Annotated in this window: 25 protein-coding genes; 12 read left to right on the plus strand and 13 right to left on the minus strand. The window is 55.6% G+C overall.

Annotated features, from left to right (window positions below; translation table 11 throughout):
• Nucleotides 1-8 precede the first annotated feature (8 nt).
• Entirely contained in the window at nt 9-1,328 is a 1,320-nt protein-coding gene (mepM, locus tag C7387_RS04030) for a murein DD-endopeptidase MepM (RefSeq protein ID WP_040903642.1), read from the plus strand.
• A 118-nt stretch (nt 1,329-1,446) separates the two neighbouring features.
• Entirely contained in the window at nt 1,447-2,421 is a 975-nt protein-coding gene (lpxM, locus tag C7387_RS04035; protein ID WP_006820407.1) for a lauroyl-Kdo(2)-lipid IV(A) myristoyltransferase, read from the plus strand.
• A gap of 43 nt (nt 2,422-2,464) precedes the next feature.
• Here the strand turns inward: lpxM and pyk are convergent, their stop codons facing one another.
• Together pyk and C7387_RS04045 are read right to left on the minus strand one after the other, a co-directional pair.
• A complete protein-coding gene (gene pyk, locus C7387_RS04040) occupies nt 2,465-3,907 on the minus strand; it encodes a pyruvate kinase (RefSeq protein ID WP_006820406.1) in 1,443 nt (480 codons plus the stop codon).
• 119 nt (nt 3,908-4,026) lie between these two features.
• Nucleotides 4,027-4,896 carry a MurR/RpiR family transcriptional regulator gene (locus tag C7387_RS04045; RefSeq protein WP_006820405.1) on the minus strand — a complete coding sequence of 290 codons (870 nt, stop codon included), beginning with the start codon at nt 4,894-4,896 and terminating at the stop codon, nt 4,027-4,029.
• A 356-nt stretch (nt 4,897-5,252) separates the two neighbouring features.
• Here C7387_RS04045 and zwf point away from each other — a divergent pair, with 356 nt between their 5' ends.
• From zwf to C7387_RS04060, 3 genes are all read left to right on the plus strand, one after another.
• Entirely contained in the window at nt 5,253-6,728 is a 1,476-nt protein-coding gene (gene zwf / locus C7387_RS04050; RefSeq protein WP_006820403.1) for a glucose-6-phosphate dehydrogenase, read from the plus strand.
• A 236-nt stretch (nt 6,729-6,964) separates the two neighbouring features.
• A complete protein-coding gene (gene edd, locus C7387_RS04055) occupies nt 6,965-8,776 on the plus strand; it encodes a phosphogluconate dehydratase (RefSeq protein WP_120816127.1) in 1,812 nt (603 codons plus the stop codon).
• A 39-nt stretch (nt 8,777-8,815) separates the two neighbouring features.
• Nucleotides 8,816-9,454, plus strand: a complete 639-nt coding sequence (locus C7387_RS04060; RefSeq protein WP_006820400.1) for a bifunctional 4-hydroxy-2-oxoglutarate aldolase/2-dehydro-3-deoxy-phosphogluconate aldolase — start codon at nt 8,816-8,818, stop codon at nt 9,452-9,454.
• 46 nt (nt 9,455-9,500) lie between these two features.
• On the opposite strand, the gene purT is transcribed toward C7387_RS04060, so the two are convergent.
• Complete coding sequence (gene purT, locus C7387_RS04065) at nt 9,501-10,679, minus strand: formate-dependent phosphoribosylglycinamide formyltransferase (RefSeq protein ID WP_040903640.1); 1,179 nt, start codon at nt 10,677-10,679, stop codon at nt 9,501-9,503.
• A 166-nt stretch (nt 10,680-10,845) separates the two neighbouring features.
• Between purT and C7387_RS04070 the strand changes: the two genes are divergently transcribed.
• Both C7387_RS04070 and ptrB read left to right on the plus strand, forming a co-directional pair.
• Entirely contained in the window at nt 10,846-11,502 is a 657-nt protein-coding gene (locus C7387_RS04070) for a tellurite resistance TerB family protein (RefSeq protein ID WP_120816128.1), read from the plus strand.
• Nucleotides 11,503-11,583: 81 nt separating this feature from the next.
• Nucleotides 11,584-13,644: an oligopeptidase B gene (gene ptrB, locus C7387_RS04075; RefSeq protein WP_120816129.1), complete on the plus strand. Its 2,061-nt coding sequence runs from the start codon at nt 11,584-11,586 to the stop codon at nt 13,642-13,644.
• Nucleotides 13,645-13,652: 8 nt separating this feature from the next.
• Here the strand turns inward: ptrB and exoX are convergent, their stop codons facing one another.
• The 3 genes from exoX to C7387_RS04090 all read right to left on the minus strand — a co-directional run bounded on the left by exoX (nt 13,653) and on the right by C7387_RS04090 (nt 15,320).
• Nucleotides 13,653-14,312, minus strand: coding sequence for an exodeoxyribonuclease X (gene exoX / locus C7387_RS04080; RefSeq protein WP_006820396.1), 660 nt, complete (start codon nt 14,310-14,312; stop codon nt 13,653-13,655).
• A 24-nt stretch (nt 14,313-14,336) separates the two neighbouring features.
• Nucleotides 14,337-14,993: a carbon-nitrogen hydrolase family protein gene (locus C7387_RS04085; protein WP_006820395.1), complete on the minus strand. Its 657-nt coding sequence runs from the start codon at nt 14,991-14,993 to the stop codon at nt 14,337-14,339.
• Between the two features lie 96 nt (nt 14,994-15,089).
• Nucleotides 15,090-15,320 carry a DNA polymerase III subunit theta gene (locus C7387_RS04090; protein WP_006820394.1) on the minus strand — a complete coding sequence of 77 codons (231 nt, stop codon included), beginning with the start codon at nt 15,318-15,320 and terminating at the stop codon, nt 15,090-15,092.
• A gap of 133 nt (nt 15,321-15,453) precedes the next feature.
• Between C7387_RS04090 and yobA the strand changes: the two genes are divergently transcribed.
• From yobA to lpxP, 4 genes are all read left to right on the plus strand, one after another.
• Nucleotides 15,454-15,828: a CopC domain-containing protein YobA gene (gene yobA / locus C7387_RS04095; protein WP_134436937.1), complete on the plus strand. Its 375-nt coding sequence runs from the start codon at nt 15,454-15,456 to the stop codon at nt 15,826-15,828.
• A gap of 2 nt (nt 15,829-15,830) precedes the next feature.
• Nucleotides 15,831-16,700 (plus strand): copper homeostasis membrane protein CopD, encoded by an 870-nt coding sequence (copD, locus tag C7387_RS04100; RefSeq protein WP_120816131.1) that lies wholly within the window; start codon nt 15,831-15,833, stop codon nt 16,698-16,700.
• A 16-nt stretch (nt 16,701-16,716) separates the two neighbouring features.
• Nucleotides 16,717-17,058 (plus strand): YebY family protein, encoded by a 342-nt coding sequence (locus C7387_RS04105; RefSeq protein ID WP_087943312.1) that lies wholly within the window; start codon nt 16,717-16,719, stop codon nt 17,056-17,058.
• Between the two features lie 670 nt (nt 17,059-17,728).
• Nucleotides 17,729-18,643 (plus strand): kdo(2)-lipid IV(A) palmitoleoyltransferase, encoded by a 915-nt coding sequence (gene lpxP / locus C7387_RS04115; protein WP_040903635.1) that lies wholly within the window; start codon nt 17,729-17,731, stop codon nt 18,641-18,643.
• 21 nt (nt 18,644-18,664) lie between these two features.
• On the opposite strand, the gene C7387_RS22850 is transcribed toward lpxP, so the two are convergent.
• Together C7387_RS22850 and C7387_RS04120 are read right to left on the minus strand one after the other, a co-directional pair.
• Nucleotides 18,665-18,808, minus strand: a complete 144-nt coding sequence (locus C7387_RS22850; protein ID WP_006820387.1) for an Ecr family regulatory small membrane protein — start codon at nt 18,806-18,808, stop codon at nt 18,665-18,667.
• A 203-nt stretch (nt 18,809-19,011) separates the two neighbouring features.
• Nucleotides 19,012-19,956 carry a VirK/YbjX family protein gene (locus C7387_RS04120; protein ID WP_120816132.1) on the minus strand — a complete coding sequence of 315 codons (945 nt, stop codon included), beginning with the start codon at nt 19,954-19,956 and terminating at the stop codon, nt 19,012-19,014.
• Between the two features lie 181 nt (nt 19,957-20,137).
• On the opposite strand from C7387_RS04120, the gene pphA reads away from it, so the two are divergent.
• Complete coding sequence (pphA, locus tag C7387_RS04125; protein ID WP_120816133.1) at nt 20,138-20,782, plus strand: protein-serine/threonine phosphatase; 645 nt, start codon at nt 20,138-20,140, stop codon at nt 20,780-20,782.
• Here the strand turns inward: pphA and C7387_RS04130 are convergent, their stop codons facing one another.
• The 5 genes from C7387_RS04130 to yebS all read right to left on the minus strand — a co-directional run bounded on the left by C7387_RS04130 (nt 20,783) and on the right by yebS (nt 26,825).
• Nucleotides 20,783-20,974, minus strand: coding sequence for a YdfD/YebW family protein (locus tag C7387_RS04130; protein ID WP_006820384.1), 192 nt, complete (start codon nt 20,972-20,974; stop codon nt 20,783-20,785). It lies immediately after the preceding gene.
• 103 nt (nt 20,975-21,077) lie between these two features.
• Nucleotides 21,078-21,317: a YebV family protein gene (locus tag C7387_RS04135; RefSeq protein WP_006820383.1), complete on the minus strand. Its 240-nt coding sequence runs from the start codon at nt 21,315-21,317 to the stop codon at nt 21,078-21,080.
• A gap of 114 nt (nt 21,318-21,431) precedes the next feature.
• Nucleotides 21,432-22,868 (minus strand): 16S rRNA (cytosine(1407)-C(5))-methyltransferase RsmF, encoded by a 1,437-nt coding sequence (gene rsmF / locus C7387_RS04140; protein ID WP_120816718.1) that lies wholly within the window; start codon nt 22,866-22,868, stop codon nt 21,432-21,434.
• Between the two features lie 77 nt (nt 22,869-22,945).
• Nucleotides 22,946-25,573: a PqiB family protein gene (locus C7387_RS04145; RefSeq protein WP_158592515.1), complete on the minus strand. Its 2,628-nt coding sequence runs from the start codon at nt 25,571-25,573 to the stop codon at nt 22,946-22,948.
• Entirely contained in the window at nt 25,542-26,825 is a 1,284-nt protein-coding gene (yebS, locus tag C7387_RS04150) for a membrane integrity lipid transport subunit YebS (protein WP_006820380.1), read from the minus strand. Before yebS ends, C7387_RS04145 begins: the two co-directional genes overlap by 32 nt.
• Between the last annotated feature and the right edge of the window lie 95 nt (nt 26,826-26,920).

A 26,920-nucleotide genomic window follows, 5' to 3' on the forward strand; every position in this document is an offset into this window, starting at 1 on the left:
GTGAATACGTGCAACAGATAGCCCGCTCTGTCGCCCTGGCATTTAATAATTTGCCGCGACCTCACCGCGTCATGCTGGGGTCGCTGACTGTTCTAACTTTGGCGGTCGCCGTGTGGCGACCGTACGTTTACCACCCTGAATCTGCACCTATCGTCAGAACGATCGAACTGGAAAAGAGCGAAGTCCGTTCACTCTTACCAGAGGCCAGTGAACCTATCGATCAGGCCCCTCAGGAAGAAGAGGCCATTCCTCAGGATGAGCTGGATGACAAGTCCGCCAGCGACGATGGTGTTCACGAGTATGTTGTTTCTACCGGTGATACCCTCAGCAGTATTCTGAACCAGTACGGCATTGATATGGGCGATATCACCCAGCTTGCCGCCGCCGATAAAGAATTGCGTAATCTTAAAATTGGTCAACAGCTCTCCTGGACCCTGACCGCCGATGGCGATCTGCAGAGTCTGACCTGGGAAATGTCGCGCCGTGAAACCCGTACCTACGAACGCGTTGCCAACGGTTTCAAGATGGACAGCGAGACGCAGGAAGGGGACTGGGTTAACACCACCATGAAAGGCACCGTGGGGGCAAGCTTCGTTGGTAGCGCCCGTGATGCCGGATTAACCAGTAACGAGATTAGCGCTGTCATCAAAGCCATGCAGTGGCAGATGGACTTCCGTAAGCTGAAAAAAGGCGACGAATTCTCGGTACTGATGTCGCGTGAAATGCTCGACGGCAAACGTGAACAAAGCCAGCTGCTCGGCGTGCGTCTGCGTTCTGACGGTAAAGATTACTACGCTATCCGCGCGGAAGACGGGAAGTTCTACGATCGTAACGCCACCGGTCTGGCGAAAGGCTTTTTGCGTTTCCCAACCGCGCGTCAGTTCCGCGTCTCGTCAAACTTTAACCCACGTCGCCTGAACCCGGTAACGGGTCGCGTTGCGCCGCACCGTGGCGTCGATTTCGCGATGCCTCAGGGGACGCCAGTGCTGGCGGTCGGTGATGGTGAAGTGGTGGTCGCAAAACGTAGCGGCGCTGCCGGGTACTATGTCGCGCTGCGTCATGGTCGTACCTACACCACGCGCTACATGCATCTGCGTAAGCTGCTGGTGAAACCGGGTCAGAAGGTGAAACGTGGCGATCGCATTGCGCTCTCTGGCAATACCGGCCGTTCTACCGGCCCGCATCTGCACTATGAAGTATGGCTCAACCAGCAGGCGGTCAACCCGTTAACGGCGAAACTGCCAATGACCGAAGGGCTGACCGGCGCCGATCGTCGTGATTATCTGGCGCAGGTGAAAGAGGTTGTACCGCAGCTGCGTTTTGATTAATCAGCATTAAGTCTCAGGCCGGTGCCATCAGCACCGGCTTTTTCTTTTGTGCGATAGCGCGCACCTCGCTAAACTATCTCATTATCTTTATTTTTTGCGTCACCTTTGTGGGCCAGGCATGGAACCGAAAAAAAATAACATTGAGTTTATCCCTAAGTTTGAAAAGTCCTTTTTACATCCACGCTACTGGGGATCCTGGTTGGGCGTAGTGGCGTTCGCCGGTATTGCGCTGACGCCGCCGTCGGTGCGTGACCCGATTCTCGGCAAGCTCGGCAGGCTGGTTGGCCGCCTGGCGCGCAGCTCTCGCCGTCGCGCACAGATTAACCTGCTGTACTGTTTCCCGGAGAAGAGCGAGCAGGAGCGGGAGGCAATGATTGATGCGATGTATGCCACCGCGCCACAGGCGATGGTGATGATGGCCGAGCTTGGCCTGCGCGATCCGAAGAAAGTAATGCAGCGCGTTGACTGGCAGGGCAAAGAGATCATCGAAGAGATGCAGCGCAACAACGAGAAAGTCATCTTCCTCGTGCCGCATGGCTGGGGAGTGGACATTCCAGCGATGCTGATGGCCTCTGAAGGGCAGATGATGGCGGCGATGTTCCACAACCAGGGGAATCCGGTCTTCGACTACGTCTGGAACACCGTGCGTCGCCGTTTTGGTGGGCGTATGCATGCGCGCAACGACGGTATTAAACCGTTTATCCAGTCCGTGCGTCAGGGCTACTGGGGCTACTATCTGCCGGATCAGGATCACGGCGAGGAGCACAGCGAATTTGTTGACTTCTTCGGTACCTATAAAGCCACGCTTCCGGCAATTGGTCGTCTGATGAAGGTGTGCCGCGCGCGCGTGGTGCCGCTGTTCCCGGTCTATGACGGTAAAACGCATCGCCTGACGGTCGAGATCCGCCCGCCGATGGACGATCTGCTGACCGCCGATGATACGACCATCGCCCGCCGGATGAACGAAGAGGTGGAGATTTTTGTCACTCCGCATCCGGAGCAGTACACCTGGATCTTAAAACTGCTGAAAACGCGTAAGCCCGGCGAGGTGGAGCCCTACCAGCGAAAAGAGCTGTTCCCGAAGAAGAAATAAAAAAAGCGCCCTCAGGGCGCTTTTTGTTATAGCCGATTCAGTCTTACTCGACGGTCATCACGCGGGTGGTGTTGGTGGAGCCGATGGTGCTCATCACATCACCCTGGGTCACAATCACGATGTCGCCAGACATCAGGTAACCTTTGTCGCGCAGCAGGTTCACCGCGTCGTTCGCGGCGGCTACGCCGTCGTTGGGGCTGTTGAACAGCACCGGCGTTACGCCACGATACAGCGCGGTCAGGTTCAGCGTACGCTCGTGACGAGACATGGCGAAGATAGGCAGACCGGAGCTGATACGTGACGTCATCAGCGCGGTACGTCCGGACTCGGTCATCGTGATAATGGCGGTGACGCCTTTCAGATGGTTCGCCGCGTACATGGCCGACATGGAAATCGCTTCTTCCACGTTGTCGAACTGCACATCAAGACGGTGTTTAGAGACGTTGATGCTGGGGATCTTCTCTGCACCCAGACACACGCGCGCCATGGCGGCGACGGTTTCTGCCGGATACTGGCCCGCAGCGGTTTCTGCCGACAGCATCACGGCATCGGTACCATCAAGCACGGCGTTCGCTACGTCCATAACTTCCGCACGCGTCGGCATCGGGTTGGTGATCATCGACTCCATCATCTGGGTGGCGGTGATAACGGTACGGTTCAGCTGGCGGGCACGGCGAATAAGGGCTTTCTGAATACCAACCAGCTCAGGGTCGCCAATCTCAACACCGAGGTCACCGCGCGCCACCATCACCACGTCAGAGGCGAGGATGATGTCATCCATGGCGTCCTGGTCGCAAACGGCTTCCGCACGCTCAACTTTAGCCACGATTTTGGCATCGCAGCCGGCTTCATGTGCCAGACGACGGGCATAGTTGAGGTCTTCGCCGCAGCGCGGGAAGGACACGGCCAGATAGTCCACGCCAATCTGTGCGGCAGTTTTGATATCGGCTTTGTCTTTTTCGGTCAGGGCTTCGGCAGAGAGACCACCGCCCAGCTTGTTGATACCTTTATTGTTGGAGAGCGGGCCGCCCACGGTCACTTCCGTGAACACTTTCAGACCCTGAACTTCCAGTACTTTCAGCTGTACGCGACCGTCGTCGAGCAGCAGGATATCGCCGGGTACGACGTCGGCAGGCAGACCTTTGTAGTCGATGCCCACTTTCTCTTTATCGCCTTCGCCTTTACCGAGGCTTGCATCGAGCAGGAACTTATCGCCGATGTTGAGGAAAACTTTGCCTTCTTTGAAGGTAGAAACACGGATCTTAGGTCCCTGCAGATCGCCCAGGATCGCCACGTGACGTCCCAATTTGGCTGCGATTTCACGCACTTTGTCGGCACGTAGCATATGGTCTTCCGGTGTGCCGTGGGAGAAGTTCATCCGGACTACGTTAGCGCCAGCGGCAATAATCTTTTCAAGGTTATTATCGCGGTCGGTTGCCGGGCCCAATGTGGTGACAATTTTGGTTCTGCGAAGCCTTCTGGACATGTAATACTCCGTTGAATAGACAACTTTGGTGTTGCGTGAACAGGAATTCGGTGTTCACCTTAAATTGCACGGTGAGGTAAGTGTACCGAATGTAAAATAAAATGCTTTGTTATCGGCTTTTATTGATTATCGCTGTGTACAAGGAAGTCCTTATCAAAACGCGATTCCCGAAGCGCTTCCTTGACTCGCTTCAAGTTATCTCTGAATTTTGCCCCTCGGCGTAAAGTAAAACCCGTCGCCAGCACATCGATCACCGTCAATTGCGCCAGACGCGAAACCATTGGCATATAAATGTCGGTATCCTCCGGTACGTCGAGGGTAATGGCGAGAGAGGCCTCCCGGGCAAGCGGGGTATTTGCCGAGGTAATCGCAATGACCATGGCATCGTTTTCACGCGCCAGCTGCGCCAGTTCTACGAGGCTTTTAGTGCGTCCGGTATGGGAAATGAGCACGACCACGTCATCGTCAGCGCAATTCATACAGCTCATACGTTGCAAAACGATGTCTTCAGAATAAATCACCGGTACGTTGAAGCGGAAAAATTTGTTCATTGCGTCGTGGGCCACGGCGGCTGACGAACCTAAGCCAAAGAAGGCTATCTTTTTCGCCTGCGTCAGCAGGTCAACCGCGCGATTGACGGCGCTCATATCAAGCGACTGGCGAACGTGATCGAGGCTTGCCATCGCTGATTCGAAAATCTTGCTGGTGTAAGCCTCAACGCTGTCGTCTTCATCGACGTTGCGATTCACATACGGCGTGCCGTTAGCGAGGCTCTGGGCAAGGTGCAGCTTAAAATCGGGGAACCCACGGGTGCCCAGACTTCGGCAAAAACGGTTCACGGTTGGTTCACTGACGGCGGCCGCCAGGGCCAGTGCCGCAATGCTCGAATGAATGGCATCAGTAGGGGCGGCGAGGATAACTTCCGCCACTTTGCGCTCAGATTTGCTAAGGTGTTCCAGTTGAGACTGGATTTTTTCCAGCATGTTCATTGGTGCAAGACGCTCATCATTGGAAACGATTTCAGTAATGGGTGAAATCAATGGGCTTATTAGCAAGAATATACCCCTGCACAAGGGAGAAAAGCGAAGAACAATGGCAAAATATGTTGTTTTTTTTCATTACATGATCAGAGTCGTGTTTTGGAAACCGCTTTCACGCTGAAAGAACGAACAAAATTAGCCACTTGCCCGAAATCATCTGGCTTTATTTTTCAAAGGATGCGCTTTAGCGGCGCGGACGATGGATTAGGGTTTCGGGAATGACGTAAACACAGTACAGTGCTGCGTAAGAAAATTACAATGAAGACCTGGCCTGAGCACCAGGAAATCAAACTGAGGAGAACGATATGGCGGTAACGCAAACAGCCCAGGCGTGTGACCTGGTTATTTTCGGCGCCAAGGGTGACCTGGCACGTCGTAAATTGCTGCCTTCCCTGTATCAGCTGGAAAAAGCGGGTCAGATCAACCCAGATACCCGTATCATCGGGGTTGGGCGCGCTGACTGGGATAAAGACGCTTATACCAAAGTGGTGCGGGAAGCCCTGGAAACCTTCATGAAAGAGAAAATCGATGAAGGTTTGTGGGAAACGCTGAGCGGCCGACTGGATTTCTGCAATCTTGACGTTAACGATACCAAATCCTTTTCTCGTCTTGGCAAAATGCTGGATCAGAAAGAGCGCGTCACCATCAACTACTTCGCCATGCCGCCAAGCACCTTCGGCGCTATCTGCAAAGGGCTGGGTGAGGCGAAACTGAATGCCAAGCCGGCGCGCGTGGTAATGGAAAAACCGCTGGGCACGTCGCTTGCAACCTCCCGCGAAATTAACGACCAGGTCGGGCAGTACTTTGAAGAGTGCCAGGTTTACCGTATCGACCACTATCTGGGTAAAGAAACGGTACTGAACCTGCTGGCGCTGCGCTTTGCTAACTCCCTGTTCGTCAATAACTGGGACAACCGCACTATCGATCACGTGGAAATCACCGTGGCGGAAGAGGTGGGTATCGAAGGTCGCTGGGGTTACTTCGATCAGGCCGGTCAGATGCGCGACATGATCCAGAACCACCTGCTGCAGATCCTGTGCATGATCGCGATGTCCCCGCCGTCAGACCTCACCGCCGACAGCATCCGCGATGCCAAAGTGAAGGTGCTGAAGTCTCTGCGCCGTATTGACAGGTCTAACGTGCGTGAGAAAACCGTGCGTGGCCAGTACACCGCCGGATTCGCGCAGGGCAAAAAAGTCCCGGGCTATCTGGAAGAAGAGGGCGCCAACAAGCAGAGCAACACCGAAACCTTCGTGGCTATCCGCGTAGATATCGATGACTGGCGCTGGGCGGGCGTACCTTTCTACCTGCGCACCGGCAAACGTCTGCCGACCAAATGTTCTGAAGTGGTGGTCTACTTCAAGAACCCGGAACTGAACCTGTTCAAAGAGTCCTGGCAGGAGCTGCCGCAGAACAAGCTCACGATTCGTTTGCAGCCGGACGAAGGTGTGGACATTCAGATCCTTAACAAGGTGCCGGGTCTCGATCACAAGCATAACCTGCAAACCACCAAGCTTGACCTGAGCTACTCTGAGACCTTCAATCAGACGCACCTCGCGGATGCTTACGAGCGTCTGCTGCTGGAAACCATGCGCGGTATTCAGGCGCTGTTTGTGCGTCGTGATGAAGTTGAAGAAGCGTGGAAATGGGTCGACTCCATTACCGAAGCCTGGGCCGCCGATCAGGATGCGCCAAAACCGTATCAGGCAGGGACCTGGGGACCGGTCGCCTCGGTGGCAATGATCACCCGCGATGGCCGCTCCTGGAACGAGTTCGAGTAAGCGAAAATCGCCCTCTGTTACCGGTTATTTTACCGGTAACATGATCTAACACACAATCCAGATCAATATTTGTTCTGTTAAGCTCCGTGCGGATTCACCCACGGAGCTTTTTTTATTACACTGGCTGAAGCGATTTTGCCCCCTGAGCGACGGCCATCAGGCATTTCAGCAGTGTGACGCATTGCGAAGCGCCTTACTATAACCGAAGCCCGGACATATCAATTTTAGGAGCTTCTATGAATCCGATAATGTTACGCGTAACAAAGCGAATTATTGAGCGCTCACGCGAGACCCGCGCGGCCTACCTTGCCCGAATCAACCAAGCGAAAACCGAAACTGTGCACCGCTCCCAGCTGGCCTGTGGCAACCTCGCCCACGGTTTTGCGGCCTGCCAGCCCGACGATAAAGCTTCGCTGAAGAGTATGCTGCGTAACAATATCGCCATCATTACCTCCTATAACGATATGCTCTCCGCCCATCAGCCGTATGAGCGCTACCCGGATATTATCCGTAAAGCGCTGCACGGCGTGAATGCGGTAGGCCAGGTCGCCGGCGGTGTACCGGCAATGTGTGATGGCGTCACCCAGGGCCAGGATGGGATGGAGCTGTCGCTCCTGAGTCGAGAAGTTATTGCGATGTCGGCGGCGGTTGGGCTGTCGCACAACATGTTTGATGGTGCGTTGTACCTTGGGGTGTGCGACAAAATTGTTCCGGGGCTGGCGATGGCGGCGCTGTCGTTCGGTCATCTGCCGTCTATTTTCGTTCCGTCTGGCCCGATGGCGAGCGGTCTTGCAAATAAAGAGAAGGTACGTATCCGCCAGCTGTATGCGGAAGGCAAGGTCGATCGCATGGCGTTGCTGGAGTCTGAAGCGGCGTCCTATCATGCACCGGGTACCTGTACCTTCTATGGCACCGCTAACACCAATCAGATGGTGATTGAATTTATGGGCATGCAGCTGCCAGGCTCTTCGTTCGTCCATCCGGATGCAGAGCTTCGTGACGCACTGACCGTCGCGGCGGCGCGCCAGGTGACGCGTATGACCGGAAACGGGAATGCGTGGATGCCGCTTGGCAAGATGTTCGATGAAAAAGTGGTGGTCAACGGTATTGTGGCGCTGCTGGCAACCGGCGGCTCGACCAACCACACCATGCACCTGGTGGCGATGGCCCGCGCTGCTGGGATCATTATCAACTGGGACGACTTCTCTGAGCTTTCCGACGTGGTGCCGCTGATGGCCCGTCTGTATCCAAACGGCCCGGCCGATATCAACCACTTCCAGGCGGCGGGCGGCGTGCCGGTGCTTATCCGCGAATTGCTGAAAGGCGGTTTGCTGCATGAAGATGTTGATACCGTCGCCGGACACGGACTGTCGCGCTATACCCTCGAGCCATGGCTCAACAACGGTGAGCTGGACTGGCGTGAAGGGGCAAGCGCCTCGCTCGACGCCGACGTAATTGCCACTTTCGAAAAGCCATTCTCCCGCCACGGTGGAACCAAAGTGCTGAGCGGTAACCTGGGACGTGCGGTAATGAAGACCTCCGCGGTGCCGGTGGAAAATCAGGTTATCGAAGCCCCGGCGATTGTTTTTGAGAGTCAGCATGACGTGTTACCGGCGTTTGACGCCGGTCTGCTCGATAAAGATTGCGTGGTGGTGGTGCGCCATCAGGGGCCAAAAGCCAACGGCATGCCAGAATTACATAAACTTATGCCGCCATTAGGTGTATTATTGGACCGCCGTTTCAAAATTGCGTTAGTGACCGATGGACGACTCTCCGGCGCGTCGGGTAAAGTCCCGTCAGCCATCCATGTAACGCCAGAGGCTTACGATGGCGGCCTGCTGGCAAAAGTCCGTGACGGGGACATTATCCGCGTTAACGGCCAGACCGGTGAGCTGACGCTGCTGGTGGATGAAGCTGAACTGGCTGCCCGCGAGCCGCATATTCCTGACCTGAGCTCGTCGCGCGTCGGTACCGGCCGCGAAATGTTTAGTGCGCTGCGCGAAAAACTGTCCGGCGCTGAGCAGGGTGCAACCTGCATCACTTTTTAAGACGACACGAATTAACTGTCTGGTGAGAGAAAAACTCTGATGAAAAACTGGAAAACAACTGCCGAAGCAATCCTGACCACTGGCCCAGTGGTCCCGGTTATCGTAGTGAAGAAGCTGGAGCACGCGGTACCGATGGCAAAAGCGCTGGTCGCCGGTGGCGTTCGCGTTCTCGAAGTGACCCTGCGTACCGAATGTGCAATGGATGCCATTCGTGCCATTGCCAAAGAAGTGCCGGATGCGATCGTCGGGGCGGGTACCGTCACTAACGTACAGCAGCTGAAGGACGTCACCGAAGCGGGCGCACAGTTTGCGATTAGCCCAGGGCTGACCGAGCCGCTGCTGAAAGCGGCAACAGAAGGGACCATTCCACTGATCCCGGGTATCAGCACGGTTTCTGAACTGATGCTGGGTATGGACTACGGTCTGAAAGAGTTCAAATTCTTCCCAGCGGAAGCGAACGGCGGTGTGAAAGCACTGCAGGCGATTGCAGGCCCGTTCGGCCATATCCGTTTCTGCCCGACCGGCGGTATCTCTCCGGCTAACTATCGTGACTATCTGGCGCTGAACAGCGTGCTGTGCATCGGTGGCTCCTGGCTGGTGCCGAACGACGCTCTGGAGAGCGGCGACTACGAGCGTATCACTAAGCTTGCCCGTGAAGCGGTAGAAGGCGCGAAGTAAGCGTGTCATTATTGCCCGGTACTCGTACCGGGCAATCCCATCAATATTAACCCTTCACGACCACCGCCGCTGCTGCTGCTTTCGCGCGCTCAACCGCTTCTTCAACAGAGTCTGCAACGGCCAGCGTCACGCCTAAACGACGAGAACCGTCGATCTCCGGTTTACCGAACAAGCGCAACTGCACGCCAGCGCCGGATGCGGCTTCAATATTACCGAATGTGACATTGTCACTTTTAAGGGCTGGCAGAATGACCGCTGAGGCTGAGGGGCCGTACTGGCGAATGCCGCCTACCGGCAAACCGAGGAAAGCGCGTACGTGCAGCGCGAACTCGGAGAGATCCTGGGAGATCAGCGTGACCATCCCGGTATCGTGCGGGCGCGGAGAAACTTCGCTGAAGACGACCTCATCACCGCAGACGAAAAGCTCTACGCCAAACAGGCCATAGCCGCCAAGCGCCAGAACAACTTCGCGGGCTATCTCCTGCGCGCGTGCCAGTGCCAGGGGGCTCATCTGCTGCGGCTGCCAGGATTCGCGGTAATCGCCATCTTCCTGACGATGCCCCACCGGCGCGCAGAAATGTACGCCATCCACGGCGCTGACGGTGAGCAGGGTGATTTCGAAATCAAATTTGACGACGCCTTCCACGATAACGCGTCCTGCGCCAGCGCGGCCACCCTGTTGGGCATACTGCCAGGCATCGGCGAGCTGAGACTCTGTGCGGATAAAGCTCTGGCCCTTGCCGGATGAGCTCATCACCGGCTTGACGATGCAGGGCAGGCCAATCGCGTTCACGGCATCGCGGAAAGCGGCTTCGCTGTCGGCAAACTGGTAGCGTGAGGTTGGCAGGGAGAGGGTTTCTGCTGCCAGTCGGCGGATCCCTTCGCGGTTCATGGTGAGCTGTGCGGCCCGGGCGCAGGGCACCACCTTCTGGCCTTCACTCTCAAGCGCAACCAGCATATCGGTGGCAATAGCTTCGATTTCCGGGACGATAAAATCGGGCTTCTCCTGTGCCACCAGCGCCTTCAGTGCCTGGCCGTCGAGCATGTTAATTACGTGTGCGCGATGAGCAACGTGCATGGCGGGTGCATCCGCGTAGCGATCGACCGCGATAACCTCGACACCCAGGCGTTGGCACTCGATAGCGACTTCTTTACCCAGCTCGCCAGAACCCAACAACATCACGCGCGTGGCCGCCGGGCGCAGCGCAGTTCCTAATAACGTCATAACCGCAAACCTCCGTAAAAATCTTCGGCGCAGTATAAACGAAAACGTTTGCGTCTGTCTCGTCGCTGTCGTGTGCCGCTGCATTTGCGCATCTTTAGCTGGCGCAGACATTTCCTGACAGGTGCTGGCTTACTCTGAGAGCGTCAACTCAATTCGGGAGGGGAAAATGTCTAACTGGCTCAATCAACTGCAGTCTCTGCTGGGGCAGAAAGCCGCGAGCGTCACCGGTGGTAAAACCGATGGCCTGAATAAACTACTGGTGCCGGGCGCTATCGGCGGGCTGGCCGGTCTGTTACTGGCGAACAAGTCTTCGCGTAAGCTTCTGGCGAAATATGGCACCGGTGCACTGCTGGTCGGCGGTGGGGCGGTTGCAGGCTCGGTGTTGTGGAATAAGTACAAAACCCAGATGCCGAACGGGCAGCAGGCAGAAACGGCGGCCGCACCGCCACCGGTGACATCGCTGGACACCCGCACCGAGCGTCTGATCCTGGCGCTGGTCTTTGCCGCAAAAAGTGATGGTCACATTGATGATAAAGAGCGTGCAGCTATCGAGCAACAGCTTCAGGAGGCTGGTGTAGAGCAGCAGGGGCAGGCGCTGGTGGCGCAGGCCATGGCACAACCGCTGGATCCTAAACGTCTGGCACAGGACGTTAAGAGCGAAGAAGAGGCGCTGGAGCTTTATTTCCTGAGCTGCGCGGCTATCGATATCGATCACTTTATGGAGCGCAGCTACCTTGATGCCCTGGGCGATGCATTAAACATTCCCCGTACGGTACGCGAAGAGATAGAACAGGATATACAGCGGCAAAAACAAGCACTTTAGTGCGTTTTGCTTCAGGTTTCGCTTGCATCGCCTGTCAGTTTTGCCACCCTTAGGGAATGTAAAACGTAAAAGCACAGCGATATGTTACCGAAAGCAAAAAAAATCCCCCACACCATGACCTTGCATGGTGATACACGCGTTGATAATTACTTCTGGCTGCGCGACGACACCCGTTCGCAGCCGGAGGTGCTCGATTATCTGAAGCAGGAAAACGACTACGGCAAAAAGGTGATGGCCTCCCAGCAGGCGCTGCAGGATCGGGTGCTGAAGGAGATTATCGACCGCATTCCGCCGCAGGAAACCTCTGCGCCCTATACGAAAAACGGCTACCGTTACCGCCATGAATACCAGCCTGGCAGCGAGTATGCGATTTACCAGCGCCAGTCCGTACAAAAGGCGGAGTGGGAAGCGTGGGATGTCCTGGTTGATGGTAATCAGCGGGCGGCGGGCAGCGAGTTCTACACCCTTGGCGGGCTGGTTATTTCACCGGACAACCAGGTCATGGCGCTGGCAGAAGATTATCTCTCTCGTCGTCAGTACGGGGTGCGGTTGCGCCATCTCGGGACCGGTAACTGGTATCCGGAAACGCTGGACAACGTTGAGCCGGGGCTGGTCTGGGGTAATGATTCGCAGACCCTCTACTACGTGCGCAAACATCCCACTACGCTGCTGCCGTATCAGGTCTGGCGGCATACGCTCGGTGCACCGATGTCAGCCGACACGCTGGTGTATGAAGAGCAGGATGACATGTTCTACGTCAGCGTGCACAAAACCACCGATCGCCACTTTGTGCTGATCTATCTGGCAAGCTCCACCACCAGCGAAGTGCGGCTGCTGGATGCCGAGCTGCCGGATGCGGAACCGACGGTGTTCCTGCCACGACGCAAAGATCACGAGTACAGCGTCGATCACTATCAGCATCATTTCTACATTCGCTCAAATCGTGAAGGGAAAAACTTCGGCCTGTACCGCTCTGCGGTGCGCGAAGAGAGTCAGTGGGAAACGCTGATCCCGGCGCGGGAAGAGGTGATGCTGGAAGGGTTTACGCTCTTTACCGAGTGGCTGGTCTTGGAAGAGCGTCAGCAGGGTCTGACCAGCCTGCGACAAATCAATCGTCATACCCGTGAGTCGACCGGGATAGCGTTTGACGATCCGGCCTACGTGACCTGGGTTGCTTATAACCCTGAGCCTGAAACTTCGCGTCTGCGCTACGGCTACTCTTCGATGACCACTCCGGATACGCTGTTCGAACTGGATATGGATACCGGTGAACGACGGGTGATTAAGCAGCAGGAGGTGAAGGGGTTTGATGCCAGCCTGTATCGCAGCGAGCACCTGTGGGTGAAGGCGCGGGACGGCGTGGAAGTGCCGGTGTCGCTGGTGTATCACCGGGAGCATTTCCGCAAAGGGCATAATCCGCTGCTGGTTTACGGCTACGGCTCCTACGGCGCCAGCATGGATGCCGATTTTAGCGGTAGCCGCCTGAGCCTGCTCGATCGTGGTTTTGTTTTTGCCATCGCCCACATCCGTGGCGGCGGCGAACTGGGACAGCAGTGGTATGAAGACGGTAAGTTTCTGCAGAAGATGAACACCTTCAACGATTATCTCGACGTGTGCGATGCCTTACTGGAACAGGGTTATGGCGACCGCGAGCTATGTTTCGGCATGGGTGGTAGCGCCGGAGGCATGCTGATGGGAACGGTGATAAACCTGCGTCCGGAGCTGTTCCGCGGCGTGGTGGCCCAGGTGCCGTTCGTCGACGTGGTGACGACGATGCTGGACGAATCTATCCCGCTAACCACCGGTGAATTTGAAGAGTGGGGCAACCCGCAGGATGCCGAATACTACTTCTACATGAAAAGCTACAGCCCGTACGATAACGTCGAAGCCAAAGCGTATCCGCATCTGCTGGTCACCACCGGATTGCACGACTCACAGGTGCAGTACTGGGAGCCTGCGAAATGGGTGGCGAAACTGAGGGAGCGCAAAACCGACGACAATCTGCTGATGCTATGTACCGACATGGACTCCGGGCACGGAGGAAAATCCGGGCGTTACAAAAGCTACGAAGGAGTGGCGCTGGAATACACGTTTCTGATAGCGCTGGCCCAGCAAACGCTGCCGGGCCAGGCGGAGCGGTAGCAACCAGGTTACTCCCCGAGATAGTGGCGCAGCGTGAGGCGCAGCTCCGGGCTCATACGATCCAGATTATTGAATAGCCAGCGCAGATAACCTGGGTCGTTTTGCGCCACTTCCGCCACCGGCTTGCCGCGATATTTGCCAAAGCTAAAGGTGGTCAGCAAGGCAGGGCGGCCGGTCACATCTGCCATGTCGTCCGGCGTCCAGCCTGAGACGTTCATAATATCAATCAGCAGCGCGGCGGTAATGTAGCAGTCATACAGGGCGCGGTGATGGTGCAGGCCCGGCGGCGTCGCGACGTTGAGCTTACGCGACTTGTACAACGCCATATTGCTGTACTTAATGCCTGGCCACAGGCGGCGGGCGAGCTTCATGGTGCAAATCCACTCCCCCTGCATCTCAGGCAACACGCGGCGGTCGAAGCTGGCGTTATGTGCCACGTACCATGGGCTACCCTGATAGCCCGGGATCACTTCTTCAATCCACGGTTTGTCGATAACCATCGCTTCGGTGATGCGGTGGATGGCCATTGCCTGCGGGCTGATTGGCCTGTCCGGGCGAACCAGATGGCTCATAGGATTGGTGATTTGACCGTCGACGACGTCCACCGAGGCAATCTCGACGATCCCTCCTTGCAGGTCGCAGGTTTCCGTATCAATGACGCGCAGCATGGCTCACTCCAGCCGGTAAAACGGTTAGCGTAATGGAATGATGTCGCCTTGCCAACCCCGATCGCTGCGCTGTCCGGTAAGCAATAGCTCACCGCCATCGGCACGAACCACCAGTTGGCCCTGTTCATCCCACAGAGCACTGCCCCCGAGCAACGAGCCGTTGGCGTAGTCGGATTTCAGTACCGCAATCGCGTACTTATGGGCAAAGCGCTGCAGTGATGCGCGGGAAAGCTGCTGATGTGATTCATCGGGACAGTCGCTGGTGGCGAGCAATGAGGCGCGCGGGTCGAGATCGTCGGCTGCCGCGTCGTGCGCCAGAACGCTGACCTGGCCTGGAAGTGGGGCCAGGCAGGTGCCTTTTCCCTGCGGGCAGGTTAGCGGCTGCGGGTTGTCCGGTACAAAGATGGCGAGCCCTTTAATAAGCTCATCATTTTGCTGCAGCGGTAAGCCGGTAATGATGGTCATCTGGTGGCGCGTCGCGGCGGCGGCGAGAGGCTGGAGCTCATCGGCATTCGGTGGGGGGCAAAGCGCCGGGCCAGTAAGCGACAGTTCAGGAAATACTAAAATTTCACATGCTGCGCGGGCGGCAGCGTCGATAAAACGTAAATGATGGGCGATATTTTCCGCAACGCTGCGGTTGCGGGGCTCGTACTGAGCAGCAGCAATAGTCCATGCAGTCATAGTGGCATCCTTAACACAAATTTCAGACTCTCATCCTGAGAGGATCCCCATAAGAATAACAGGGTTAATGTAATTATGTGTAACTGATGGTAATGCTTATTTACTTTTTGGCTCGTAGGGCAGGCGAGAAAGAGATACTGACGCCAGGCGGTGGGCGATTAAGCGCTCGCGAAACCAGCCGCGAAGATGTTCAGGCTGCTCACGCTCTACCACTTCGGCGACCACCGGCATATTGTAACGTTCTTTGAAGACCACTCCGGCGGCGGCAAGATCGACGTTAACTTTATCCATCTCTTCCTGGGGAAGGTTGGCCAGATTGGCGTACATGGCGTTCTCCTCTCAATAACGCAAAATGACTCAGGGTGTCGCAGAATGGCAAATCCATGGTGGGGAGCCTCGACGCACGGATTATACAAGGTTATTCTCTGCATCACATACATAACAAAAAGGAATGAAGAAAATGGGAACAACTGCATCGCGAATTTTATGCGCTTCGGCGCTGATGGCGGCACTGCTCACCAGCACCAGCGTCCTGGCGCACGCGCATCTGAAACATCAGGAGCCCGCTGCGGATGCCGTGGTGACCACCTCGCCAAAGGCCCTGACGCTGAATTTTTCTGAAGGCATCGAAGCCAAATTTAGCGGTCTGACGCTGATCGGTCCAAAAGAGATGAAGACAGCCACCGGCACGGCGACGGTGAATGCCAACGATAATACTCAGCTTGTCGTTGCGCTGACCCAACCGCTGGCGGCGGGCGACTATCGTGTTGACTGGCACGTGGTGTCCGTTGACGGGCATAAAACCAAAGGGCAGTACCATTTCAGCGTGAAATAATCATGCTGACCTCACTGTGGATTAGCCTGCGCTTTGTCCATTTCGTCTCCCTGATGGCGGCGTTTGGCGGAGCCTTGTACAGCGGGTGGTGGGCGCCAGTGAGTTTGCGCCGTCTGCTGAGCCATCGTTATCAGGGGATGATGCGCTTATCGCTTTTCGTAAGCGCGATTTCTGCACTGCTGATGATGATGGTGCAGGGCGGGATGATGGGCGATGGCTGGGGCGACGTTGTGCAGCCGGACATCTGGCTGGCGGTGGCGGGTACCCGCTTCGGTGCGATTTGGGTCTGGCAAATTGCGCTGGCGTGGCTGTCGATTGCGGTATTACTGCTTCGTCCGCACCGGGTGATGCCGGTGCTGCTTATTCTGCTGTGCATACAGCTTATCCTTCAGGCCAGTATCGGCCATGCGGCCATGCGTGAGGGATTACCCGGTACTCTGCAGCGCCTCAATCATGCATTACACCTGCTGTTTGCCGCCACCTGGTTTGGTGGGCTTCTCCCTTTCCTCTACTGTTTACGGCTGGCCCAGGGGCGCTGGCGGCAACAGGCTATCTACACCATGATGCGGTTTTCGCGCTACGGCCATCTGGCGGTGGGCGGCGTGATTGCCACGGGTATCATTAATGCGCTGCTCATTCAGGGATCGCTGATCGGTGATTCGGCATGGGGCACTATGCTGTTGGTAAAATGTGCGCTGGTGGCGCTGATGGTGGTAATTGCTTTAATGAACCGGTATGTTCTGGTGCCACGATTTGCCTCAAACCCGCAACACGCGCAGCAGATATTTATCCGTACTACCCAGGCAGAGATCCTGCTGGGGGTGCTGGTTCTGCTCGCCGTCAGTCTGTTTGCAACCTGGGAACCCTTCTGATACGAAGATGACGATGATGATGAAGAAAATAGTGCTTTCACTGCTGTTGTTGACGGCAACCTCTGCGGCGTTTGCTGCACCACAGGTGATTACCGTCAGTCGTTTTGAAATTGGTAAAGATAAATGGGCATTCAACCGTGAAGAGGTGATGCTGACCTGCCGTACCGGCAAGGCGTTGTTCGTTATCAACCCCAGTACTCTGGTGCAGTACCCGTTGAATGATGTGGCTGAGGATCAGGTAGCGAAGGGGCAGGTCAACGCGCAGCCCTTAGACGTGATCCGTATCGAAGATCCACAACATAAAGGGCAGAAAATGAGCCTCACCCCCTTTATTGAGCGCGCAGAGAAGCTCTGTTAGTTCATAAAAATATCTGACTGATTTCCAATAAAAAACCGCGGACTTTCTTTGCGAAAGCCCGCGGTTTTAACATTTCTTTGCCGTTTACCGGTGTTTTTTTTCTGACCACTTTTGTCGCGGACTGGAAAACCTGGCACGGTCATCTATTCTTATAGTGCAAGGCGACTTAGCCTGCATTAATGCCAACTTTTAGCGCACGGCTCTCTCCCAAGAGCCATTTCCCTGGACCGAATACAGGAATCGTATTCGGTCTCTTTTTATCTGCTTTACGCATCAAGGCGTTAGCAGGGGATAGCCTAAAACATCCGAAATTTTCCAAATGACGCTGCTTCGGGCTTTTCTTCTTATACCACAACCGATCTGGCCTTAACATTTCTTTTACACAAAAAATCGACAAAATACGCGCGAATACTACAATTCCGGTGAGGGGTGATATTTTCTGAAAATTACAATCGCGCTCTGTTATTTTTGCGCAAAAGCGCGCATGCTGTGCGCAGCGTAGCTACAGCCTCAGTTTCCGGGTTTTGCGTGGTTTACTTTATGTCACCGTGACGTCAAGTTCGCCGACTGTTTTACTGTCACTCGCTCCATATGTACCGCATAAAGAGTGATGAAGGGATTCGTTTTTCCTTACGCGTTACCTGAATCTATACACTCAGAGTAAACACTGATGTCTGTTGCTTTTGATAAATCGCTGCTCCATCCTCGTCACTGGCTGACCTGGTTCGGACTTGGGCTTCTCTGGCTCATCGTTCAGCTTCCTTACCCGCTGCTCTATCTTCTTGGTTCTTCCCTGGGCCATGCTTCTCGCCGTTTTCTCAAACGCCGGGAGCGAATTGCTGCCCGCAACATTGAGCTTTGCTTTCCTGACATGGATGCCTGTGCGCGCAACAAAATGGTCGAACAAAACTTCATCTCGTTGGGGATGGGGCTGATAGAGACAGGGATGGCATGGTTCTGGAGCGATGCGCGCGTTAAAAAGTGGTTTGATGTTGAAGGATATGAAAACCTGACCCGTGCACTGGAAGCTAAAAAAGGTGTGATGGTGGTGGGGATCCATTTTATGTCGCTTGAACTCGGTGGCCGGGTGATGGGGCTATGTCGTCCGATGATGGCGACCTATCGCCAGCACAACAGCCCGCTGATGGAATATGTGCAAACCAAAGGGCGTTTACGTTCCAATAAAGCGATGATCGACAGACGTAACCTGCGTGGTCTGGTTCAGGCACTGAAATCAGGAGAAGCTGTATGGTTCGCCCCCGATCAGGATTACGGCCCGAAAGGCAGCGTGTTCGCTCCGTTCTTTTCCGTGCCGGATGCCGCCACAACTAACGGGACCTACGTGCTGTCGAAGCTCTCTGGCTCGGCACTGTTGACCATCACCATGGTGCGCAAAGCGACGAAAGACGGTTATCGCCTGTATATCAGCGAGGCCATCAATGATTATCCGTCAGAGGATGAATTGAAAGCGGCGTGCTTTATGAATCGGATTATTGAGAAGGAAATCCTGCGGGCACCCGACCAATATCTGTGGGTGCATCGTCGCTTTAAAACGCGCCCGGCGGGCGGCACATCGTTGTACTAACGCTTCCCTGCGCCTGAGCGTTTACTCAGGCGCTTCAATTGCTGGATACAGCCAGGTTTCAATCCAGCTGGATACAATCCACACCTGGTCGCTGAAAATAAACCACAACCCAAACGCCAGAACGGCTACTAACAGTAGCAGCAGCGCAATTTCCGTTTTACTCATAACCGCAGCAACCTGAATCTTTAAGAATGTACGTCGTGTCGAGCCTGAACATGACAGGCGATTGCGGGGGTGCAAACGGCCATGCATAGTTTGTGTGCAATGGACAAGATTAGTTCATTGTGCCGGAGGATTATTTTTACGGCAAGCGGGCGTGCGGGGAGAGGGAAACCCTGCTTCCGGGGTATGAAGCAGGGTTGATAGGGTTAGCGCAGCAGGCTATCCACCTGTTCAGCCAGTGAATCCAGGAGCTGGAAGCGGCGACGGTATTCTGAACGTTTCTTGCTGGCAATCTCTTCAATCGATTTACGTTCAAGCTGCAGCGGCAAACGCCAGCGCCATTTCGTTTCTTTAACGCCTTCGACAGACGACCAGAACTCATCGTAACTGGCATGGAAATGACGGCCCTTACTCAGGCGATAGCGCAGCGCACGGAACACGTGACCGTTGTCGCTTACGCCATAGACCGCCGTCATGTTGGTGCGGGATGCCAACAGCCAGATGAACTCCATCAGCAGACGTTTCGGGAACAGGCCGTAGCAGGCGCGGGTGGCGTGCTTAATGACTTCATGTGGCACATCACGGCGCGGCCCCTGCAGACCACCAATCACCAGCTGCCAGCCCGCGGCATCACGGGCCACGCTGAACGTCACGCTGGCGAGCAGCGTCCGGCTGTTATCGTGCAGCCACAGCGTGGTTTCACCTTCGCGTTCGGCTTTGCGGGCGCAGGAGGCGGAGAGCGTAAATACCGCATCGTCCTTACCCTGCAGCTGAAGCAACGGCACTTCGTCAGGCGCGGTCATCGCATCGGCGAGACGGGTGTTGCCCAGCGAATCGACAAACTGATAGTGGCTAATGACGGCGTCCGCACGCTGTGCCGCACTCATGCCGAGCGTTAAATACTGGCGGTGCGGTTTGCTCGGCAGGGTGACCTGCGCATTAAGCAGTTGCATGAAATTCGGGCGCTGCGACAGGCTATCCAGCATCCGGTGCGTCGGGCGATAGAAAAGCAGCGTACGCAGCAAAAATTTCAGCCGATACTCGGTTTTTTTCCAGATGGGCGCGGGTGCGAGCTTCCCGGTCACCAGCGCAGAAACCAGGTTCTGGTGCTGGAGTGGCGCCTGAGCGCTGTGCAGGCTGTTATCTGTCACGGTAAATACCCCTTTATCATTCTGAGAATATTGTAAAGGGGAACGGCCTCTGAATTGTCCTGTGCGCTGATTATATTCCGCTTTTGTTTAACCGCTGTTGAGGTAAAAAGATCACGTCCGCTTTTTGCTTATCGTAATTAGATATTTATTTCTATACTCAAATTTAGGAGGGGAGTTGATTATGTATCAGCGAATATTGGGTCAACACTGGCGACATATCTGGCTGGTGGGCGATTTACACGGTTGTCATCATTTATTGATGACCAAACTTAAATTGCTGAAATTTCACCCCTATGAAGATCTGATTATTTCCGTCGGTGACCTGATTGACCGTGGGAGTGAGAGTTTCCGCTGCCTGTCGCTGCTGCCACACCCCTGGTTCAGAGCCATTCGCGGCAATCATGAGCAAATGGCTCTGGATGCGCTCGACAATAACGATATGTCGCTGTGGTTTTCTAATGGCGGCTACTGGTATCAGCAATTAACTTATGAGGAGCAACTCAAAGTAAAAGCGTTATTTCAGCTCTGTCGTGAACTCCCCTATATTATTGAACTACAATGCGAAAACGAAGTGCATATTATTGCGCATGCTGACTACCCTGCCACAGTATACGTCTGGCACCAGCCTGTCGATCGTGAGCAGGTATTGTGGAACCGTGAACGACTGGCCGCACATTTAGCCGGGCGTCATCAGCCTATTCGTGGCGCCGACCATTTCTGGTTCGGCCATACGCCGCTAAATGCTCGCTATGATATTGAGAATCAGCATTATATTGATACCGGCGCGGTATTCGGAGGAGAGCTTACGCTGGTGCAACTCCAGTAGTCAGAAATCGCTGTACTGCTGTGCCGGGTGCCAGAAACTGTCGATATAGTCCTCGACCGGATAGCAGCCTCCGTGACGAATTCGCTGATCGCTCATCGCAACCAGACACTGTGCCTCCGTGGCATACACGTCCGCCAGTAAATCCTCGCAGCCACCGTCGAGATAACAGATAAACAAGACCAGTGCGTACATCACATCCTCATTATGCGTAACCCGAGATAAGGGTAGCTGATGATGTGGGTGAGGGAAAATAGCAGGAACAAATAACCCGTCTTAGCGACGGGTTCTTTTTGAGTCAGGCAAGGCGCATGACCCAGGCATCGGACTTACGGTCGTAATGTTTACGGAACAGGACGGAATGTTCACCATCAAGAAACGCCGGCACGCTGGTTTCAGCATCCCAGGCATCAAGCTGCATGCATAAATCCGGGTCAGATTTGCAGGGAATGCTTAACGTTCGTTCACCTTGCTGCTCGCCATGCAGCTCGGCATCATCAATTTCAAAGGCACCGATACGTACGCTGGTTTTGGTCATAATGCTCTCCGTTGAACTGCGGGATTGTGGTACGACCAGTTAGGTCGCCCATTTTTCAGCGTAGTCAACGCAGAGCAGATTGCCAGTCAGAAAATGCGGAAAAGTTGTGCGCCGTCACGCATTGCTGGCAAAAAGCCTTCCGTCGCGCACCAGCTCGCGCGGGTAGCTGTTTTTGAGACGCGAACCGACTTTTTTGGCTATCCCCAGCGGGAAACCCTGGAAGGTCACGATAACCTCATCTTCTTTTGGCGGATTTTCCGGATAGACATCGCGCCCGCGATACCACTCTTCCGCTTCGCCGAGGGTGAGCGCGAAGCCGGAGGTGTGGCTTTCAGCCAGCGCTATTATGGCCTCATGCTGCCAGCGAAAGCCTTTGTTATGCGTTTCTGCAAGGCGCAGGCCGAGGCGTGAGAAACGTACTTTGCCGATGAGGGGTTCAATCTCTGCCGGGAAGAGCCAGATTTCTTTGTCACGCTGCCATAACGTCAGTGTGCGGTCCCAGCGAAGTCCGGAACGGGCGGCGGCTTCGGTAACGGCGGTACTTTCCCGAGTCTTCATCGGCGTGAACGGGAATTTACCTACCTTGTAACCTGGCGCGGGTAGCGGTGGGATACTGGCCGTCTTACGCAGGCGGGCAACGAAAAAGCCTTCGCAATCGAAAATCTGCGGGAACACGTGCAGATAACCTTCCGGCGTTAACGCCTGTCCGGCTTCGGCAAACAGCGTTTGTAGTGAGACAACCTCCACCGCCTGCGGATACTGGGCTAAAAGCCACGCCACGACCGCTTCATTTTCATCACGGTTCAGGGTACAGGTGGAATACACCAGCGTACCGCCCGGGCGTAGGGCGTGAAAGGCGCTGTCGATGAGCTCGCGCTGGGTAGCGGCAATGTCAAGATTGCTGGCGACCGACCAGTTTTTCAGCGCGTCGGGATCTTTGCGCACCACGCCTTCACCGGAGCAGGGGGCGTCGAGCAGAATGGCATCGAAGGCTTCCGGCAGCGCGGCGCCAAACACCCTGCCATCGAAATGGGTCAGGGCGACGTTGCGGATCCCGCAGCGGCTGATATTGGCATGCAATACCTTCACCCGGCTGGCGGAAAATTCGTTGGCGAGAATCGCGCCTTCGTTGTCCATCCGTGCGGCAATCTGCGTGGTTTTGGAGCCTGGCGCCGCGGCGACGTCCATCACCCGCTGCGGCTGATTGCCATCGGCAAACAGTGCCGCTACCGGCAGCATTGAGCTTGCCTCCTGAATATAGAACAGACCGCTCAGGTGCTCGGCGGTGCTGCCGAGCGGCAGTGCGTCTTCGTCTTCACGCTCAATCCAGAAACCTTCCGCACACCAGGGGACCGGCGTTAACTGCCAACCATAAGGGGCTACCAGCGCCAGAAAATCGGCGACGGTGATTTTCAGCGTATTGACGCGAATGCTGCGGCGCAACGGACGCTGACAGGCGGCCAGAAAATCGTCGAAGGAGAGTTCCGCGGGCATGGCTGCACGCATCTGGAGGAGAAAATCATCAGGAAGGAATACGGAATTTTGAGCCACGGGGCGCACCACGAAGAAAAACGGGTGCGCAGTTTAGCACAAACGCTCCGGCCAAAAATACCGGAGCGTTTGCGGAATTAACGCGGCAGGGCGGTGCCCCACTCGCGCCACTCTTTAGGTTCAGCCTCCAGCAGCAGGAAGTGTTTGCCTGCCTGCGCCTTCGGCGCCAGCGGGATCCCCGGCGGCGTCGCAAAGGCGATTCCCCCGCGGATAAACTGGTTGAAGGTACCGGTTTTCACCACGCCGCCGGTCAGGCCGAAGTCCAGGCTGTAGCCGGAGGCCAGCCAGAAGACCGAGTTATTACGCACCAGGTGCTGATAACGCTGGCTGATACGCATCTCAATCATCACGCGGTCTGAGAGTGAACCCAGACGCAGGCCGGTGACCGTACCGACTTCAATCCCGCGGAACAGCACCGGCGTACCCACGCCAAGAGCGCCGGCTTCCGAGGCTTCAACCACAATGCTCAGGCCATCAAGGTAGCGAGAGTCGGTAATGGTGGCTTCCTGAAGTTCGAATTCACGACGCAGGCTACCCTTACCAGGCTCAACGTTGACGTAGGGCTGGAGGATCGTGTCGAGATGCTCCACGCCGGCCGCTGAGATCTGCGGGGTGATAACCGAGAAACGCGTTCCGCTACGGGCGAAGGTATCGACGTATTCCGGATACAGCACCGCCTTCGCCTGCACTTCATTGCGTGCGGTAATCAGCTCCAGCGACTGGATTTGACCGATGTCGATGCCGAGGTAGCGAATTGGCATGCCTTCCGCCAGCTTACCGGCGTCAAAGGTGTGCAGCGTAATCTGCCCCCCGACCGCACGGGCGGCGGTTTCAGTCGGATAAAGCAGGCGGTTATTGCCTTTGTTTGCCCCGGCCCCGGTCAGGTTATCGAAGCTGATAGCCCCTTTCAGCGCACGGGAGAGCGGGGAAGCCTGAACGGTCAGGCCGCTGCCGTTGAGCTGTACTTTCGCGCCACCTTCGGCCCAGAACACGCTGTTGCTGGTCAGCAGTTTGCGATACTCCGGCTTGATATGCAGATCGATATCAAAAGCGTTAGCGCGCGGTCGCACGGTGATAACTTCCCCAACCTGGAACTTACGGTACAGCACCACGGATCCGGCCTGCACGTCCGGCAGCGTTTCGGCGGTCAGGGTCAGGGTGGTGGTAGGCAGATCGCCAAGGCTGTTTTCAATCGCCTTTTCCAGATTGGCAAACAGCGGATACTCCTGCTTCAGCGGGCCTTTATCGCCGGGAAGAATACGGATCCCGCCGTTAACCCACTCGCTGGCGCTGGCACCTAAAAATTCGACGCCATCAAGGCCGACCTTCACATCAACCCGGCTGTTAACCACAAATTTGCTGTCGCCGTGCACCAGGTCGCGGTACTGCGGTTCAATCGCTACCGCGAACGAAACGCCTTTGGCGGTCAGGGTGCGTTCCAGCACCTGGCCTACCTGAATACCGTGCAGAATGACCGGCTGTCCGGCCTCAATGCCGTAGCTTTCCGGCGCTGAGAGCGTCAGGGTAGCGACGCCGGGATCCTGCAGCAGCGTTTTGCTGGCAGGGAGTACGGCAAAGTGGTCGCGGCTGGCGCCTTCGCCCGGTACCAGCTCAAAGGTGTTGCCGGTCAACAGGGCGCTGACGTTAACGTCGGACAGCGAGAGTTTAGGGGCGCGTAGTTCAATTCGCGTATTTTCACGCAGCAGGTTAACCACGCTGGGATCGACGGTCATCTCACCGGTGACGTCGCCACCTGGGTTGAGCGTCAGTTTGGTTAACTGGCCCACTTCCAGTCCCTGGTACATCAGGGGGGTGGAGCCCGCTTTCAGGCCGTCACCGTCCGGAAGGGCGAGGGTGATGAGAACCCCGCGCTGGCTGTGCGCCAGGTCGGCATACAGACCAAATTCATCGTTTTGTTGTGCAGCGGTGGAGTCATCGGGCGAGTCAAAGGCGATGGCACCGTTGACCAGCGCCGCCAGGCTCTCCAGCTGAACTTTAGCACCGGTCAGGCCGACATCGGCCTTCACCCCGGAGACGTTCCAGAAGCGGCTCCCTTTTTTCACCAGACTGGTGAAGCGGCGATCGATCAGTACGTCAATGGTGACGCCCTGTTTATCGGTGTTGATCGCGTAGTCGTACACGCGGCCCACCGGAATTTTGCGGAAGTAGACCAGCGAGCCGCTGTTGAGTGAACCCAGATCCGGCGCATGCAGATGAATCATCAGCTCGCCATTATTGATTCGGTATTTTGGCTGAGTGTCGAGAGCGGTAAAGTGCGTTTCCGGGTCGCCTTTACCCGGCATCATGCCGATATAGTTACCGCCGACCAGCGCATCGAGACCGGAAACCCCCGCCAGAGAAGCTTTTGGGGTTACCAGCCAGAACTGCGTATCTTTGCGCAGAGCATCTTTCATATCGCCTTTGATGCTGGCGCTGACGGAAATTTTATTCAGATCTTTGCTCAGGCTGATGTCCTGAACGGTACCGACCTCAACCCCCTGGAAACGAACAGGAGTACGTCCAGGCACGATGCCATCTGCAGACATAAAGTCGATGGTTATCGTATTCCCGCGGTCTTCAAAACTGTTCCAGATTAACCACCCGGCAATCATCAGCGCGATGACCGGTAGCAGCCAGAAAGGTGAGATACGGCGCTTTGTTTTAATTCTCGCTTCAGTCGGCGAAGCGGGCGTTTCCTGACTCATGTGCATCCCAAAGTAATCGGCTGTCCAGCCATTCAACTGCAAGAATAGTCAATATTACCGCCGAGCCGAAATAAAACGCAGCGGGACCCATAGTAAAAGCGAGAAGCTGGTCGCGATTAATCAGCGATGTCATCAGCGAAATAACGAACAGATCGAGCATTGACCAACGGCCAATCCAGGTGATGATTCGCAGCAACAGGATACGCGTTCTTAGTCCTTGTTCACACTTAAAATGGATGCTCACCAGCAAGGTAAACAACACAATGATTTTGGTAAACGGCACCAGAATACTGGCGATAAACACAATCCCTGCCACCGCCACGTTACTGTGGGCGAGCGACAGGATACCGGACATGATGGTGTCCTCCTGACGTGCACCGTTGACGTAGATAATGGAGATGGGCAGCAGGTTGGCCGGGATCAGCAACACAATAGAGGCAATCAGCGCCGCCCAACTTTTTTGCAGGCTGTTCTTACGGCGAAAATGCAGCGGCGTGTGGCAGCGACGGCAGCGACCACGGCTGTCCGTGAAGCCGGTATAATGGCAATGCACACACACCTGCAGCGCGGAGCTAAAGCGCGTGGCCGGGCGCTCGGGGTAGAAGCGTTCCCAGAGCTGTTCGACGTTCAGATGAATAAGCGTCAGCAGACTCAGCAGCACCAGGCTGATAAACGCCACGAGGCCGATGCCCGGCTGCAGGAAGGCGTAATCCTGAACTTTGATTGAGGCAACGGCGATACCGACCAGATAGATATCCAGCATCACCCACTCTTTGAGCTTCTCCAGCATTAACAACACCGGCCGTAGATTCATGCCGAGAATGTTGCCGAGCCACAGGTAGGCGATAGACACCACCAGTACTACCGGTGCGCCAACGGTGCAGAAGAAGACCATGCTGGCGGTAATCGGGTCGCCTTGCTTCGTCATCTGCCAGATGCCCTGCAGCAGGTTAGCGTCAATACGGATTCCGAGCAGGTGCAGGCGAAGCAGCGGTTCCTCCCAGGCAAATGGCATCAGCAGCAGCATTGCCAGCGCCATCGCGCCAAGCCTTGTCAGGGACCAGTCGCGACCATCGCGGATTTTGGCATTACACTGTGGGCAGAACGCGCTCTGATGAGATTTCATCAAAGGTAACAAAAACAGCGTATCGCATTCCGGACAGCGTTGATAATGTGCCCTGGGAAGAGGATCGCTGACCGCCTGAACGGTGATTTTTTTAGCGGGCGTTATGTGTGGTGTTTTAAGGGCCATTTATTACATACGCAAATATGAGGTATAAGACTAAGTACTATCTTAACTCATGAATGGATTCATCTTGAGCCCGGCCGCATTTAATGCTTATTTTA

It is taken from the genome of Yokenella regensburgei, from assembly GCF_003634235.1.
Classification (GTDB): Bacteria; Pseudomonadota; Gammaproteobacteria; order Enterobacterales; family Enterobacteriaceae; genus Yokenella; species Yokenella regensburgei.